The following is a 15,042-nucleotide window of genomic DNA, read 5'->3' on the forward strand; positions in this document are numbered from 1 at the left end:
ACGGGGGGACCGCGTACCCACCCGAATGAGGTCAGGCGGTCGAGGCCGGATGCTGCGTCCTGCTCACGTCGTACACGCCGGGGACGTCGCGCATGGCGCGCATCAGGGCGGGAAGCCCGGCGGCGTCGGGAAGTTGGAGGGTGTACGTGTGCCGTACCCGCTGCTGGCTGGGCGGTTCGACGGTGGCCGAGACGATGGCCGCTCCCTCACCGGCGATGACCTCGGTGAGGTCGGCCAGCAGACGGGGCCGGCCGAACGATTCGGCGACCAGAGTGACCCGGCACTCGGCGGCATCGCCCCAGCGCACGGCCACCGGAGCGCGGCCGAGGCTCTCCATGCGCGCCACCGCGGCGCATTCGACGCGATGGACGGTCACCGCGCCCCCGCGCACGGCGAAGCCCGTGACGCTGTCGGGCGGTACGGGAGTGCAGCAGCCGGCGAGCCGGACGGTCGCGTCCGGACGGTCGACGACGGCGTTCGCCGTGGCCGGCCGGTCGGCCGCGCGCGGAGTGGGGCGCCGGGGCGCGGCCGCCTGGGCACTCGCCCCCTCCGGGTGGCTCTCGAGCCAGCTGCTGATGGCGATCCGTGCGGCCGTGGTGCGGGCGTGGTCGAGCCAGTCCGGCGACGGTCCGGAGGAGGCGTCCTGGGCGAGCAGGACGTGCACGGTGTCGCCGTCGTTGAGCTGGGTGCTCAGGGTGGCAAGACGGCCGTTGACCCGGGCGCCGATGCAGGCGTGGGCCTCCTCTCCGTACTGGGCGTAGGCCGCGTCGACGCAGGTGGCTCCGGCGGGCAGGCCGAGCGCCCGGCCGTCGGCCCGGAAGACGGTGATCTCCTTGTCCTGCGCCAGGTCCGCGCGCAGGGAGGTCCAGAAGGTGTCCGGATCCGGGGTGGACTGCTGCCATTCGAGGAGGCGGGACAGCCAGCCGGGTCTGGTGGGGTCGGCACGCTCGCCGTCGAGCGGCTCGGCGCTGTCGGTCGGCACGTACGGGTTGCCGAGCGCGACCACCCCGGCCTCGGCGACCCGGTGCATCTGGTGGGTGCGGATGAGGACTTCGGCGACGGCGCCGTCGGGGCCCGCGACGGCGGTGTGCAGCGACTGGTACAGGTTGAACTTGGGGGCGGCGATGAAGTCCTTGAACTCGGAGATCACCGGGGTGAAGCACGTGTGCAGCTCGCCGAGCACCGCGTAGCAGTCGGCGTCGTCGGTGACCAGGACGAGCAGGCGTCCGAAGTCGGTGCTGCGCAGCTCGGAGCGTTTGAGGCAGACGCGGTGCACGGAAACGAAGTGCCGGGGTCTGATGAGCACTTCCGCGGTGATGCCGGCGTCGCGCAGCACGGTCCGGAAGTCCTCCGCGATGGCGGCGAGAGCGTTGCACGCGGTGGCGTTCTCGGCGATGAGGACGCGGGTGCGCTCGTACTCCTCGGGGTGCAGGATCGCGAAGACCAGATCCTCCAGCTCGGTCTTCAGTGCCTGCACGCCGAGGCGCTCGGCGAGGGGGATCAGGACGTCGCGGGTGACCTTGGCGATGCGTGCCTGCTTCTCGGGGCGCATGACGCCGAGAGTGCGCATGTTGTGCAGCCGGTCGGCGAGTTTGATCGACATCACGCGGACGTCGTTGCCGGTGGCGACGAGCATCTTGCGGAAGGTCTCCGGTTCGGCGGCGGCGCCGTAGTCGACCTTCTCCAGCTTGGTGACGCCGTCGACGAGGTAGGCCACCTCGGCACCGAACTCCGCCTTCACCTGATCGAGCGTCACCTCGGTGTCCTCCACGGTGTCGTGGAGCAGGGACGCGGTCAACGTCGTCGTCTCCGCGCCCAGTTCGGCGAGGATGAGTGTGACGGCCAGCGGATGGGTGATGTACGGCTCGCCGCTCTTGCGGAACTGGCCGCGGTGGGACGACTCCGCCAGCACGTACGCCTTGTGCAGTTGGGCGAGGTCGGCGTCCGGGTGATGCGCGCGGTGCGCGTCGACGACGTGGCTGATCGCGTCGGGGAGGCGGTCGCGCCCGGTGGGGCCCAGCAGAGCTGCGCGCCCGATCCGGCGGAGGTCGATCCTGGGTCGGCCGCGCCTGCGACTGTGGGCACCAGGGTTGGCGGCCTCTGCACTCATGGGCACCTCCGGCTGCTTCGACCGGCGATGGAAGGTCAGGTCGTGCCTCCGGGCCGGTGCTTGATGCTACCGAGCCCACCACGTGGCGCAGTGCCGCTCTCGCCCAGCGTGAAACGGATCACCCATTCGAGCGAAGGTCTACGCGTTCACGGTTTCGAGGAGAGCGGGCTCGATGTACCCCTCGGCCACGATCACGGCCGGGCCCGTCATCTCGATCTGCCCGTCGGGACGTTCCGTGATGACGAGGCGGCCGCCGGGCAGGTCCACGGTGTACGTGACGGGGGTGCCGGTGACGGACGGGTCCAGGCCGTCCCTGCGGGCCGCCGCGACGGCGACCGCGCACGCGCCCGTGCCGCACGAGCGGGTCTCGCCGGACCCGCGCTCGTGCACGCGCATGGCGACATGGCGCTCGCCCCGGTCGGCGACGAACTCCACGTTCACACCGTCCGGGTAGACCGATGCAGGGCTGAACGGTGGAGCCGTGAACAGGTTTCCCGCGTGGGACAGGTCGTCGACGAACGCGACCGCGTGGGGGTTGCCCATGTTCACGTTCCTCGCGGGCCAGCTGCGGCCGTCCACAGTGACCGTCACACCGTCCTCGGGGAGCAGCGCGCGCCCCATCGAGACGGTGATGTCACCCGTGTCCGCGCCGGCGCCGGCGGCCGCCTTGGCGATGTGGACCCTCTTGACGCCGCCTCGGGTCGCCACGGCGATGTCCCCGGTCTCGACGTGGCCGACGCGCTGGAGGTAGCGGGCGAAGACCCGGACGCCGTTTCCGCACATCTCGGCGATCGAGCCGTCCGCGTTGCGGTAGTCCATGAACCACTCGGCCTCGTCCGCCATGTGGGCGGCCTCGGGGTGGGCCGCCGAGCGGACGACGTGCAGCAGACCGTCGCCGCCGACGCCGGCGCGGCGGTCGCACAGCCTGGCGACGGCGGCCGCGGACAGGTCGATGCCGTTGTCCGGGTCCGGGACGATGACGAAGTCGTTCTCGGTGCCGTGGCCCTTGAGGAAGGGAACGGGCGAGGTCTGCGAGGTGCTCACGTCCACCATCGTACGAGGCGGGTCCGACAGCGGGGCGCCCGGTGGGATCCGGGCCGATGGCCGTCGGCCGGGCCGGGCGCTCGGGGCGGAGCGGCGCGGGGCAGCGCAGGGGTTGTGCGGGGGGTGCGCCGGCGGTCAGCGCAGGCGCGCGACGCGCCAGATGGCGAGGGCGACGAGGACCGCGCCCACGCCGACGTAGAGGGCGATGACACGCCAGTCGGGGCGCTCGCCGGAGCCCCGGACGGGCAGGCCGGGCCAGGTGTGCCCGACGCGACGGGCGGCCATCACACCCCAGCCGGCGGCGCAGCAGCTGATCAGCAGTCCGAGCATGGCGACGACCGCGCCGCCGTCGCCCGTACCGAAGGCGAGGGGAAAGGCGAACATGAGCGAGCCGACGGCGGCGAGCCCCACGATCGGGGCGAGCTGCCAGATGCGCAGGCGCCGCTGCGGGCGGAGCTCCACCTCGACCTCGGCGGCGAGCACGTCCTGCTCGTCGGGGCCGTCCGGGCTCAGCCCCGAGGTGCCTTCGGCGGCATCTCGGCGCTCCCGCTCGGTGTCGCGAGGGCCGGCCTCCATCGCCACGCGCCCTCCCAACTCGGACTCAGCTGTCGATCGATGCTCGATGATGGCACGCTCCAGGTGGCCGAACTGACGGGCGGAGCGTCCCGATGCCATCACGTGATCAGGCTGTGACCGCTCGTTCGATCAACGCCAGCGCCCGGTGCGGAAGTTCCGCGCGGTCCTGGGCCGCGCCGCTGAGCCAGTGCACCCTCGGGTCGCGCCGGAACCAGGAGTCCTGGCGGCGGGCGAAGCGCTTGGTGGCGCGCACCGTCTCCTCGCGTGCCTCGGTCTCGGTGCACTCTCCCGCGAGCGCGGTGAGCACCTGCTGGTAGCCCAGGGCGCGGGACGCGGTGCGCCCTTCGCGCAGCCCCTGGGCCTCCAGGGCGCGTACCTCGTCGACGAGCCCCGCCTCCCACATGCGGTCCACACGCAGGGCGATCCGTTCGTCCAGCTCGGGCCGCTCGACGTCGACGCCGATCTGCACGGTGTCGTAGACGGAGTCGTGCCCGGGGAGGTTGGCGGTGAAGGGCCTGCCGGTGATCTCGATGACCTCGAGGGCCCTGACGATGCGCCGCCCGTTGCTGGGCAGGATCGCGCGGCCCGCCTCCGGGTCGGCGGCGGCGAGACGGGCGTGGAGCGCTCCGGGGCCGCGCACGGTCAGCTCCTCCTCCAGCCGGGCGCGGACTTCGGGGTCGGTGCCGGGGAATTCGAGGGCGTCGATCGCCCCGCGCACGTACAGCCCCGAGCCGCCCACGAGAACGGGGGTGCGGCCCTCGGCGAGCAGCCGGTCGATCTCCGCCCTGGCTAGCCGCTGGTACTCGGCGACGCTCGCCGTCTCGGTGACGTCCCAGATGTCGAGCAGGCGGTGGGGGACGCCGCCGCGCTCCTCGGTCGTCAGCTTGGCGGTGCCGATGTCCATCCCGCGGTAGAGCTGCATGGAGTCGGCGTTGACGACTTCGCCGTCCAGTCGCCGGGCCAGGAAGACCCCCAGATCGGACTTTCCGGCCGCAGTGGGACCGACGACGGCGATGACCCGCGGTGCGGGAGCTGCACTTCTCACCGCCCCAGTCTCGCAAATCCGGGCACCGCTCCCCGAACGAGCGAGGTGACGGCCGGGAGCCGGGGTCGTTGCCTGTTGCGAGGTTCCGGACGCCGGTTTCGTACCGGTACCCGCGAGCGGCGCAATGGGACGCTCCGGGCGGCGCGGAATTTCGCCTTCACGAGTACGCTATGGAGCAGATATGGGCGTTTTTTCATGGTTTCGCGGTAAGCCTGCGGCGACCGCCGAGGCGTCGGACCAGGAGGCACCCCTCGCCCCCGTGGCGACGGAGCCCCCGGCCGGCGCCCTGTCCGACTCCGAAGCGGGTGCCGACGGCGCCCTCGGTGAGGACACGGCCGCCGCCGGGGTCGACATCCCCAGGCAGCAGTCCGCCGAGGAGGCGGCGGACAGCGAGGCCGGCGAAGGCGCCCGTAAGTAGTCCCCGACAAGGGATGACGAGGGAAGGTGAACCATGGGCTTCCTGGACACCCTGAAGGCCAAGCTCGCCCCGGCCAAGGACAAGGTCACCGACCTGGCCCAGCAGCACGAGGGCAGGATCGGGCAGGGCCTGGACAGGGCCGCCAAGACGGTCGACGACAAGACCAAGGGCAAGTACAGCAGCAAGATCGAGACGGGCACAGGCAAGGCCAAGGAGGCCCTGGGCCGCATCGCGCACCGGGACGAGAAGGGCCACGGCACCACGCCGCCCGCTCCCTGACGCGCACGGCCGGCGGCCGCGGAGCGTGTGCTCCGCGGCCGCCGGCGTTTCTTCCGGTCAGGACCAGGTCGCGACGAGGTAGCCCACCCCGTAGGGCGCGTCCTCGTAGAGCAGACGCCCTTGCAGCCCGGCGCCCTCGGCGGCGCCCGCGAGCACCTGCCAGGGGGCACGGCCCGCGGCCTTGAGTTCCCGGGCGAGCGCCGCGTCCAAGGCCGTCAGTGCCTCGGTGTCCGCCGCGCCCAGCGCCCGCGCGGCCTCGCGGTCGAAGCTCTCCGCACGGGTGTCGAGATAGCCCGGGGCCTTGAGCGTGCGGCAGGCGCTCCCGTCGCCCATCACCAGCATCGCCACCCGTTCGCTCCGTGCGGCGGCCTCGCGGCCCGCGGCGGCGCAGCGCTCACTTTCGAGCCGGTCGTCGACGCCGAGACCCTCGACCGGAGACGCGGCCCAGTGGGCGCGTTCCAGCAGCCACGCCGCCACGGAGAGCGAGGGGGGCAGCTGCCGCTCCTGGCCGGGGCCCTGCCCCAGGCGTACGGTCAGGTCCTCGCCGAAGCTCCGGAAGGAGCCGTGGGTGCCCGCCGAGTACGTGCCGCTTTCGGATCCGGCGGCCGGTCCCACCACGAGGAGCAGGTCGGGCCTGGCGGCGGCGAGCACCCCCACGGCGTCGGAGCACGCGTCGCGGGCCGCGTCGAGTTCGGGCGCGGCTCCGGCGGCGATGTCGGGCACCAGGAGGGGCGGACAGGGGCACACGGCGGCGGCGACAAGCATGATCGGCAGCCTAGTGCGTGGTCGTGCCACGGGGCGCCGACCCGGCGCCCGCCCTCACGGGGCGCCGGTGCCCCTCACACGCGGCAGTACCCGCGATCCGTGCGGCCCCGCACGGCAGCGCGTGCGGGGTCGGCCCATTGCCGCGGGGCCGGCGGCGGAGCCGCTCCGCGGCCCGCGCGCGTGCCGGACGCGACGTCCGACGGCGGCCCGGCGGGCGGGTCAGTCGCAGCCGCAGCCCGGCGCGGCCGCCGGCAGCGGCTCCGGGGCGCCGATCTTCGGCAGGCCGAGCATGACGCCGGCCGGCTTCGCGGCCTCGGCCGCGTTGCGCCTGGCCCACGCGTCGCCCGAGCGGGTGCGGCGCACGGCCGTCACCGCGCCCTCGGCGAGCAGGTGGTGCGGAGCGGCGTACGTGATCTCCACCGTGACGACGTCGCCGGGGCGCACCTCGGTGTCCGGCTTGGTGAAGTGCACGAGGCGGTTGTCGGGGGCACGGCCGGAGAGCCGGTGCGTGGCACCGTCCTTGCGGCCCTCGCCCTCGGCCACCATGACCTCGAGCGTGCGGCCGACCTGCTTCTTGTTCTCCTCCCAGGAGATCTCCTCCTGGAGGGCGACCAGGCGCATGTAGCGCTCCTGGACGACCTCCTTGGGGATCTGGCCCTCCATGGTCGCCGCGGGCGTACCGGGGCGCTTGGAGTACTGGAAGGTGAAGGCGTTGGCGAACCGGGCCTCGCGCACGGTGTGCATCGTCTGCTCGAAGTCCTCCTCGGTCTCGCCGGGGAAACCCACGATGATGTCGGTGGAGATGGCGGCGTGCGGAATCGCGGCCCGCACCTTCTCGATGATCCCGAGGAAGCGGTCCTGCCGGTACGAGCGGCGCATCGCCCTGAGGATGGTGTCCGAGCCGGACTGCAGCGGCATGTGGAGCTGCGGCATCACGTTCGGCGTTTGCGCCATGGCCGCGATGACGTCGTCCGTGAAGTCGCGCGGGTGCGGCGAGGTGAACCGGACCCGCTCCAGGCCCTCGATGCTCCCGCAGGCACGCAGCAGCTTGCTGAACGCCTCGCGGTCGCCGATGTCCGAGCCGTAGGCGTTGACGTTCTGGCCGAGCAGGGTGATCTCGGAGACGCCTTCCGCGACGAGTGCCTCGATCTCGGCCAGGATGTCGCCGGGCCTGCGGTCCTTCTCCTTGCCGCGCAGCGCGGGGACGATGCAGAACGTGCAGGTGTTGTTGCAGCCGACCGAGATCGAGACCCACGCGGCGTACGCGGACTCGCGGCGGGTCGGCAGCGTCGAGGGGAACGCCTCCAGCGACTCGGCGATCTCGACCTGCGCCTCTTCCTGGACGCGGGCGCGCTCGAGCAGCACGGGGAGCTTGCCGATGTTGTGCGTGCCGAAGACGACGTCGACCCACGGCGCCTTCGTGACGATGGTGTCGCGGTCCTTCTGCGCGAGGCAGCCGCCGACGGCGATCTGCATCCCGGGGCGCCTGGCCTTCATCGGCGCGAGCCGGCCGAGATTGCCGTAGAGCTTGTTGTCGGCGTTCTCCCGCACCGCGCAGGTGTTGAAGACGACGACATCGGCGTCACCGTCGGCGCCCTCGGGCGCGCGTACGTAACCGGCGTCCTCCAGCAGGCCCGACAGCCGCTCGGAGTCGTGGACGTTCATCTGGCACCCGTAGGTGCGCACCTCGTAAGTTTTCGCACTCATCGCGCCACCCAGGGTACGGGGTCCCCGGGCCGCCCCGCCCCTGCCTTCGGCGGCCCCGGACACACGGCCCCGGGCGGCGCCGGACGCCCCGGCGCACGGGCGCCGTCCGCACCCGGCCCCTGGCCTGCGGGACCTGGCCGCGGCGGAGGGGCCTGGCCAGCACGGCCGGTGAGCTGGCAGGATCGCGCCATGTTCCCGGTCGGCCTCCGCATCAGCCGCCGTCGTGCCCTCGCGGCGTCGGCGGCCGCTCTCGTCGCCTTCGGGCTGCTGCTGTGGTGGCTGCTGCCGATCGGGCGGACGTCGCCGAGCGGGGAGCTCACCTTCAGCACGGGGTCGCGCAGCGGCGTCTACCAGCGCTACGGCGTGCTGCTGGAGCAGGCACTGGCCAAGGACATGCCCGACGTCGAGATCGACCTCGTCACCAGCGAGGGTTCGCAGCAGAACCTCGCGCGCGTGGCGTCCGGCGAGGCGGACTTCACCATCGCCACGGCCGACGCGGTCGCCACGTACATACGGGAGGGGCTGCCCGGCGCCGACAGGCTGCGCGGCTGCGCGCGGCTCTACGACGACTACGTGCACCTGATCGTCCCGCAGAAGTCGCCGGTCTCGTCGGTGGGAGACCTGCGGGGCAAGGTGGTGGGCGTCGGCCAGCCGGGGTCGGGTGTCCGGCTCGTCGCCGACCGCTTGATGACCGCGGCGGGTCTCGATCCGGAGCGGGACATCACGCCCGTCCCCGCCGGGATCGACACCATGCCCGGGCGGCTGGAGAACGGCAGCCTCGACGCGTTCTTCTGGTCGGGCGGTCTGCCCACGAGCACCATCCAGGAACTGTCCGAGCGGTTCGACGTCCGGCTGGTCCCGGTGGAACCGGAGCTCGTCGACAAGCTGCACGCCACGGGCGACACGACCAGCTACTACCGCTCCGCGGTGATGCCGGCGGACGCGTACAAGCAGGCGCAGGGCGGCACGCCCGTGTCCACCGTGGCGGTCGCGAACCTCCTCGTGACCACGGAACGGACGGACGCGGCGCTGACGGAGGGCTTCACCCGGACGGTGATCGACAGCCGCGATCACATCGGCAACACGGTGCACCCGGCCCAGCTGGTGGATCTGCGCACCGCGGTCTACACGGCCCCGTTGTCTCTCCACGAGGGCGCCCGGCGCTACTACCGGTCGGCCAAGCCGTAGCCGTCCGGCTGCCGCGAGCGGCACCACCCCCGGCGTCAGCCGCCCGGCGGCGTACGCGGCACCGTCACCGTCACCCGCAGGCCGTGCGGCTCGTGGTGCGCGTAGTCGATCGAACCGCCGCCCGCCATCAGCAGCGCGCGGGCGATGGACAGCCCGAGTCCGGACCCCTTCACGTTCTGGTGGCGGCCGCTGCGCCAGAAGCGGTCGCCGATACGGGACAGTTCCTCGTCCGTCAGCCCCGGGCCGCCGTCGGTCACCACGATCGTGGACGCGGCGCCGTTCGACGCGACGTCGACGGCGACCGACTCCCCGCGCGGGGTGAACTTCAGAGCGTTGTCGATCACCGCGTCCAGGGCGCTGGAGAGCGCCACCGGGTCCGCCCACGCGGTGACGGGCGACGTGTCCCCGCCCAGCAGGACTCCCTTCTCCTCCGCGAGCGGCCGCCATGCCGCGACCCGCTCGGCGGCCAGCTCACCGATGTCGGTGAGCCGGAGGTCGGCGGCGGCGTGCTCGGCAAGGGCCAGGTCCAGGAGATCGTCGAGCACCTGGGCGAGACGCTTCCCCTCGGTGCGTACCGAGGCGACCTCCTCGTTGCCCTCCGGCAGCTCCAGCGCCAGCAGCTCGATGCGCAGCAGGAGCGCGGCCAGGGGGTTGCGCAGCTGATGGGAGGCGTCGGCGACGAACGCCCTCTGCTGTTCGAGGACTTCCTCGACGTTGTCGGCCATCTCGTTGAAGGAGCGCGCCAGCCGCCTGAGTTCCGGCGGACCGCCCGCGGCGGCGACCCGCGAGTTCATCCGGCCCGTGGCGATGTCGTGCGTGGCCGCGTCCAGGACACGGACGGGCCGCAGCACCCAGCCGGTGAGCCGGAACGCGGCACCCACGGCGAGCAGCATCGCCGCGGACTCACCGGCCGCGATGAGCAGCCAGCCCCGCAGCACGCGTGAACGCATCTGGCCGGTCGGGGAGTCGGTGAACACGACCGCGACGACGTCCCCGTCCCGGACGACCGGTGAGGCGACGACCAGCCGCTCGCCCCGCTGCCAGGGCCAGATCTGCGGCGGATCCTGGCTGCGCCGGCCGGTGAGCGCCTCCTCGAACGCGTCGTGCGCCTCGCCCTCCCCCGGCAGCGTCCAGGTCTGCGGCGCGCGCGCCATGGAGTTCATCTCGCGGTAGAAGACGCCCGCGCGTATGCCGTACGTGTCGTGGTAGCGGTCGAGCTGCTCCTGGAGGATGGCGCGGCGCGCGTCCGTCACCGAGGGCCCCTCGGTCACGAACTGGGCCAGCGCCGCGAAGCGCACGGTGTCGTCGATCCGGTCGACGACGACGCGCTGCTGCTGGGCGGCCGCGACGCTCACGGCCAGCGGGAAGCCGAGCGCGAGCAGCACACCGGCCATGAGCACGATGAGCAGCGGAAGCAGTCGGGTACGCACCGGGAACGGCCGGCCTTACGCCCCGGCGGGCGCGACGAGCCGGTAGCCGACGCCGCGAACGGTCTCGATCAGCGCGGGCATGCGCAGCTTGGAGCGCAGGGACGCGACATGCACCTCCAGCGTGCGGCCGGTCCCTTCCCAGCTGGTGCGCCACACCTCACTGATGATCTGCTCGCGACGGAAGACGACCCCGGGCCGCTGCGCGAGCAGCGCCAGCAGGTCGAACTCCTTGCGCGTGAGCTGAACGTCGGATCCGTCGACGCTGACCCGCCGGGTGGGCAGCTCGATGACGACCGGGCCGAGCCGCAGGGCGTCGTCCGTGGTGCCCTGCGGGGCGTCATCGCCCGCTCCGGTGCGCCGGCTGACGGCATGGATACGGGCCAGCAGCTCACCGGTGTCGTACGGCTTGACCACGTAGTCGTCGGCGCCGAGGTTGAGCCCGTGGATGCGGGACCGGACGTCCGAACGCGCCGTCACCATGATCACGGGGGTGGAGGTGAGCTTCCGCAGCTTGCCGCAGACCTGGTAGCCGTCCTGGTCGGGCAGGCCGAGATCGAGGAGCACGACGCCGAACGGCGGCTTGTCGGGGTGGCTGTCGGGGAGCACGGCCCGCAGCGCCTCCTCGCCGTTGCGGGCGTGGACGACCTTGAACCCGTGCCTCGCGAGCACCGCGGACAGGGCAGCGGCGACGTGGTCGTCGTCCTCGACGAGCAGCAGCCTCATGGGCCCCCTACGTTCATGCGTCATGGTCGTACGGTCGGCGACGCGGATTGTGTGGACGTGATCGTGTCGGGGCATTGGCCCGGCACCTAACAGGGCATGAACGCCGATGTCCCCGCACCGAGTCAAGGGGCATCCTGTTACACAGGGGTTTCCGTTACCCACCCGGTACCCTGATCACCGCCCTGTTCACGCAGAGTGTCCATTTGCGACCGGATCGTTATGCTCAATTTCCCCTCAGATGTAATGACTGCCGTCGCACTGCGTGCTTAGGGTCCTCACCAACCGAGGAGGACGGAGCAAGAAGCCGATGAGCGGAGTGTCAGTGACCAAGGGCGACGAAGCCGTACCCGCTGCGGGCGACCTGGTCGTACTGAGCGACGTGAACAAGCACTTCGGCGCGCTGCATGTGCTCCAGGACATCGACCTGACGATCACCCGCGGCGAAGTCGTGGTCGTGATCGGACCGTCCGGGTCCGGAAAGTCCACGCTGTGCCGCACCATCAACCGCCTGGAGACCATCGACTCCGGCTCGATCACGATCGACGGCAAGCCGCTGCCCCAGGAAGGCAAGGAGCTCGCACGGCTCCGCGCCGACGTGGGCATGGTGTTCCAGTCGTTCAACCTCTTCGCGCACAAGACCGTGCTGGAGAACGTGACGCTCGGCCAGGTCAAGGTGCGCAAGACGGACAAAAAGGCCGCCGAGGAGAAGGCTCGGGCGCTGCTCGACCGGGTGGGGGTCGGCGCTCAGGCCGACAAGTACCCCGCCCAGCTCTCCGGCGGTCAGCAGCAGCGCGTCGCCATCGCACGGGCGCTGGCGATGGATCCGAAGGTCATGCTCTTCGACGAGCCGACGTCGGCACTCGACCCCGAGATGATCAACGAGGTTCTCGAGGTCATGCAGCAGCTGGCGCGTGACGGGATGACAATGGTGGTCGTCACCCACGAGATGGGCTTCGCCCGATCCGCCGCGAACCGGGTCGTGTTCATGGCGGACGGCAAGATCGTCGAAGAGGCATCGCCCGAGGAGTTCTTCAGCAACCCGCGCAGCGACCGGGCCAAGGACTTCCTGTCGAAGATCCTTCACCACTGAGTCCTGGATCAGCTGATCCACTGATCCACCACTTCGCGTCAACTTAGGGAAGTCACATCATGAAGCTTCGCAAGGTCACCGCCGCTTCGGCCACCGTACTCGCGCTCGCCCTGTCGGCCACGGCCTGCGGCTCCGACAGCGGCAAGGACACCGGCTCGGGCGACGGCGGCGACAAGAAGATCACGGTCGGCATCAAGTACGACCAGCCCGGCCTCGGCCTGAAGACGCCGGACGGCAAGTTCACCGGCTTCGACGTCGACGTCGCCAAGTACGTCGCCAAGGAACTCGGTTACGACGAGAAGGACATCGAGTTCAAGGAGACGAAGAGCGCCGACCGCGAGACCGCGCTGGCCCGCGGTGACGTGGACTTCATCGCCGCCACGTACTCCATCACCGACGAGCGCAAGCAGAAGGTCGACTTCGCCGGCCCGTACCTGCTCGCCCACCAGGACCTGCTGGTCCGCGCCGACGACAACGTCAGCAAGGGTGACGACCTCAACGGCAAGAAGCTCTGCTCGGTCACCGGCTCCACGTCCGCTCAGAACGTGAAGAAGGACTTCGCGCCGAAGGCCCAGCTGAAGCAGTACCCCACGTATTCGCAGTGCCTCAACGCTCTCCAGAGCGGCCAGGTCGACGCGCTGACCACGGACGACTCGATCCTCGCGGGTTACGCCTCGCAGGACCAGTACAAGGGCAAGTTCAAGCTCGCCGGCCTCAAGCTGAGCAACGAGAACTACGGCATCGGCGTCAAGAAGGGCGACGCCGAGATGGTCAAGAAGATCAACGCCGCCCTCGAGAAGATGGTCCAGGACAAGTCCTGGGACGCGGCGGTGAAGGCCAACTTCGGCCCGGCGAACTACCAGAACGAGCCCGCCCCGAAGATCGGCAACATCGTCAAGTGAAGCAGGGCTGACCAGGCGCGCCGCCGCTGAAGGCGGCGCGCCGCGCCCTCCTACACGCGGAAGCGCGGGAGATCGTGTTCGACTTTCTTGAAGGTTACGACTTGCTCGGGGCGTTCTGGATGACGGTGAAGCTCACCGTCCTCTCCGGAATCGGCTCCCTGGTGCTCGGCACCGTCCTCGCCGCGATGCGGGTGAGCCCGGTGCCTCTGATGCGCGCGTTCGGCACGGTCTATGTGAACGTGGTCCGGAACATCCCCCTGACGGTGATCATCGTCTTCTCCTCGGTCGGTCTCGCCGACACCCTCGGCATGACCCTGGGAGTGGCCGACGACTTCGACGCGCTGGCGTTCCGGCTGGCGGTCCTCGGGCTCGCGGCCTACACCGCGGCCTTCGTCTGCGAAGCCGTTCGCTCCGGCATCAACACGGTGCCGGTCGGCCAGGCGGAGGCGGCACGCGCCATCGGGCTGAGCTTCACCCAGGTCCTGGGGCACATCGTGCTTCCGCAGGCGTTCCGCTCGGTCATCGGCCCGCTGACCAATGTGCTGATCGCCCTCACCAAGAACACCACCGTCGCGGCAGCCATCGGTGTGGCGGAGGCGGCTCTGCTGATGAAGGAGATGATCGAGAACGAGGCGCAGCTGGTCCTCATCTCGGCGGTCTTCGCCTTCGGCTTCGTGGTTCTGACCCTTCCCACCGGCCTCATCCTCGGCTGGGTCGGCAAGCGTGTGGCGGTGAAGCGATGACCTCCGTTCTCTACGACGCTCCCGGCCCCCGGGCCAAGCGCCGCAACATCGTCTACACGGTCGGCTTCCTCGCCGTGCTCGTGCTGGGCATCTGGTGGGTCCTGAGCGTTCTGGGTGACAACGGGCAGCTCGACTGGTCCCTGTGGAAGCCCTTCATCGAGGCGCAGGCATGGACCACCTATCTGCTGCCCGGACTCGGCAACACGCTGAAGGCGGCGGCGCTCGCCATGGTCATCGCCCTTCCGCTGGGCGCGATCTTCGGCATCGCCAGACTGTCCGACCACCGTTGGATCAGGGTCCCGGCCGGCGTCGTCGTGGAATTCTTCCGCGCCATCCCGGTCCTGCTGCTGATGCTGTTCGCGAACCAGTTCTACGCGAACTCCGACACCATCAGCAGCGACGTGCGCCCGCTGTACGCCGTGGTCACCGGCCTCGTGCTGTACAACGCCTCGGTCCTCGCCGAGGTCGTACGCGCCGGCATCCTCTCCCTGCCCAAGGGCCAGACCGAGGCCGCCAAGGCGATCGGTCTGCGCAAGGGCCAGACGATGACGAGCGTCCTGCTCCCGCAGTCCGTGACCGCGATGCTGCCCGCCCTGGTGAGCCAGCTCGTCGTCATCGTCAAGGACACCGCGCTCGGCGGCGCGCTGCTGGCCTTCGCCGAGCTGCTCAGCGCTCAGGGAACGCTGGCCGCGAACTACGCGAACACCATCCCCAGCTTCATCGTCGTTGCGCTGGTCTTCATCGTCCTCAACCTCCTGCTCACGACCTTCGCCTCGTGGCTGGAGCGCAGGCTGCGGCGTGCCAAGAAGAGCACGGGCGCCGTGCTGACCGGACCCGGCGGCGCGGAGGAGCCCGTCGGGGAACCCGGCGTCGCCAAGGCCGACGACGGACGGGCCGTCTGACGGTTCATCCGATGTTCGACCGGTGAGGGGCGGGGGGGGGGGCGGCCCCCCCCCCCCCCCCCCCCCCGGGGGGGGGGGGGGGGGGGGGGGGCCGCGGGGGGGGGGGTTTTGTGGTTTTTT

The 15,042-nt window shown here is 71.1% G+C and carries 15 protein-coding genes; 7 read left to right on the top strand and 8 right to left on the bottom strand.

Features of this window, described 5'->3' with window-relative positions; all coding sequences use genetic code 11:
- Positions 1-31 precede the first annotated feature (31 nt).
- The 4 genes from AB0K02_RS11630 to miaA all read right to left on the bottom strand — a co-directional run bounded on the left by AB0K02_RS11630 (position 32) and on the right by miaA (position 4,775).
- Positions 32-2,110: an HD domain-containing protein gene (locus AB0K02_RS11630; RefSeq protein WP_365992176.1), complete on the bottom strand. Its 2,079-nt coding sequence runs from the start codon at positions 2,108-2,110 to the stop codon at positions 32-34.
- 138 nt (positions 2,111-2,248) lie between these two features.
- Positions 2,249-3,163, bottom strand: a complete 915-nt coding sequence (gene dapF, locus AB0K02_RS11635) for a diaminopimelate epimerase (RefSeq protein WP_365992177.1) — start codon at positions 3,161-3,163, stop codon at positions 2,249-2,251.
- Positions 3,164-3,289: 126 nt separating this feature from the next.
- Positions 3,290-3,730 (bottom strand): hypothetical protein, encoded by a 441-nt coding sequence (locus AB0K02_RS11640; RefSeq protein WP_365992198.1) that lies wholly within the window; start codon positions 3,728-3,730, stop codon positions 3,290-3,292.
- Between the two features lie 106 nt (positions 3,731-3,836).
- A complete protein-coding gene (miaA, locus tag AB0K02_RS11645; protein ID WP_365992178.1) occupies positions 3,837-4,775 on the bottom strand; it encodes a tRNA (adenosine(37)-N6)-dimethylallyltransferase MiaA in 939 nt (312 codons plus the stop codon).
- Positions 4,776-4,956: 181 nt separating this feature from the next.
- On the opposite strand from miaA, the gene AB0K02_RS11650 reads away from it, so the two are divergent.
- Together AB0K02_RS11650 and AB0K02_RS11655 are read left to right on the top strand one after the other, a co-directional pair.
- Positions 4,957-5,193, top strand: coding sequence for a hypothetical protein (locus AB0K02_RS11650; protein WP_365992179.1), 237 nt, complete (start codon positions 4,957-4,959; stop codon positions 5,191-5,193).
- A gap of 33 nt (positions 5,194-5,226) precedes the next feature.
- Positions 5,227-5,472: an antitoxin gene (locus AB0K02_RS11655; protein WP_365992180.1), complete on the top strand. Its 246-nt coding sequence runs from the start codon at positions 5,227-5,229 to the stop codon at positions 5,470-5,472.
- Between the two features lie 57 nt (positions 5,473-5,529).
- Here the strand turns inward: AB0K02_RS11655 and AB0K02_RS11660 are convergent, their stop codons facing one another.
- Together AB0K02_RS11660 and miaB are read right to left on the bottom strand one after the other, a co-directional pair.
- Positions 5,530-6,237, bottom strand: a complete 708-nt coding sequence (locus AB0K02_RS11660; RefSeq protein ID WP_365992181.1) for a class III extradiol dioxygenase subunit B-like domain-containing protein — start codon at positions 6,235-6,237, stop codon at positions 5,530-5,532.
- A gap of 219 nt (positions 6,238-6,456) precedes the next feature.
- Positions 6,457-7,944, bottom strand: a complete 1,488-nt coding sequence (gene miaB / locus AB0K02_RS11665; RefSeq protein ID WP_365992182.1) for a tRNA (N6-isopentenyl adenosine(37)-C2)-methylthiotransferase MiaB — start codon at positions 7,942-7,944, stop codon at positions 6,457-6,459.
- 189 nt (positions 7,945-8,133) lie between these two features.
- Here miaB and AB0K02_RS11670 point away from each other — a divergent pair, with 189 nt between their 5' ends.
- On the top strand, positions 8,134-9,132 hold the full coding sequence (locus AB0K02_RS11670) for a TAXI family TRAP transporter solute-binding subunit (protein WP_365992183.1): 999 nt from the start codon (positions 8,134-8,136) through the stop codon (positions 9,130-9,132).
- A gap of 35 nt (positions 9,133-9,167) precedes the next feature.
- Here AB0K02_RS11670 and AB0K02_RS11675 read toward each other — a convergent pair whose 3' ends face one another.
- Positions 9,168-10,562: a HAMP domain-containing sensor histidine kinase gene (locus tag AB0K02_RS11675; protein WP_365992184.1), complete on the bottom strand. Its 1,395-nt coding sequence runs from the start codon at positions 10,560-10,562 to the stop codon at positions 9,168-9,170.
- Between the two features lie 15 nt (positions 10,563-10,577).
- Positions 10,578-11,285, bottom strand: coding sequence for a response regulator transcription factor (locus AB0K02_RS11680; RefSeq protein ID WP_365992199.1), 708 nt, complete (start codon positions 11,283-11,285; stop codon positions 10,578-10,580).
- A gap of 307 nt (positions 11,286-11,592) precedes the next feature.
- On the opposite strand from AB0K02_RS11680, the gene AB0K02_RS11685 reads away from it, so the two are divergent.
- The 4 genes from AB0K02_RS11685 (at position 11,593) to AB0K02_RS11700 (ending at position 14,922) form a co-directional block, all read left to right on the top strand.
- Positions 11,593-12,375, top strand: coding sequence for an amino acid ABC transporter ATP-binding protein (locus AB0K02_RS11685; RefSeq protein ID WP_365992185.1), 783 nt, complete (start codon positions 11,593-11,595; stop codon positions 12,373-12,375).
- Positions 12,376-12,434: 59 nt separating this feature from the next.
- Positions 12,435-13,277 (top strand): glutamate ABC transporter substrate-binding protein, encoded by an 843-nt coding sequence (locus AB0K02_RS11690; protein ID WP_365992186.1) that lies wholly within the window; start codon positions 12,435-12,437, stop codon positions 13,275-13,277.
- Between the two features lie 74 nt (positions 13,278-13,351).
- Complete coding sequence (locus AB0K02_RS11695) at positions 13,352-14,020, top strand: amino acid ABC transporter permease (RefSeq protein WP_365992187.1); 669 nt, start codon at positions 13,352-13,354, stop codon at positions 14,018-14,020.
- Positions 14,017-14,922, top strand: a complete 906-nt coding sequence (locus tag AB0K02_RS11700; protein WP_365992188.1) for an amino acid ABC transporter permease — start codon at positions 14,017-14,019, stop codon at positions 14,920-14,922. The genes AB0K02_RS11695 and AB0K02_RS11700 overlap by 4 nt, the downstream gene beginning before the upstream one ends.
- The last annotated feature ends 120 nt before the right edge of the window (positions 14,923-15,042 follow it).

This window comes from Streptomyces sp. NPDC049597, from assembly GCF_040675505.1.
Classification (GTDB): Bacteria; Actinomycetota; Actinomycetes; order Streptomycetales; family Streptomycetaceae; genus Streptomyces.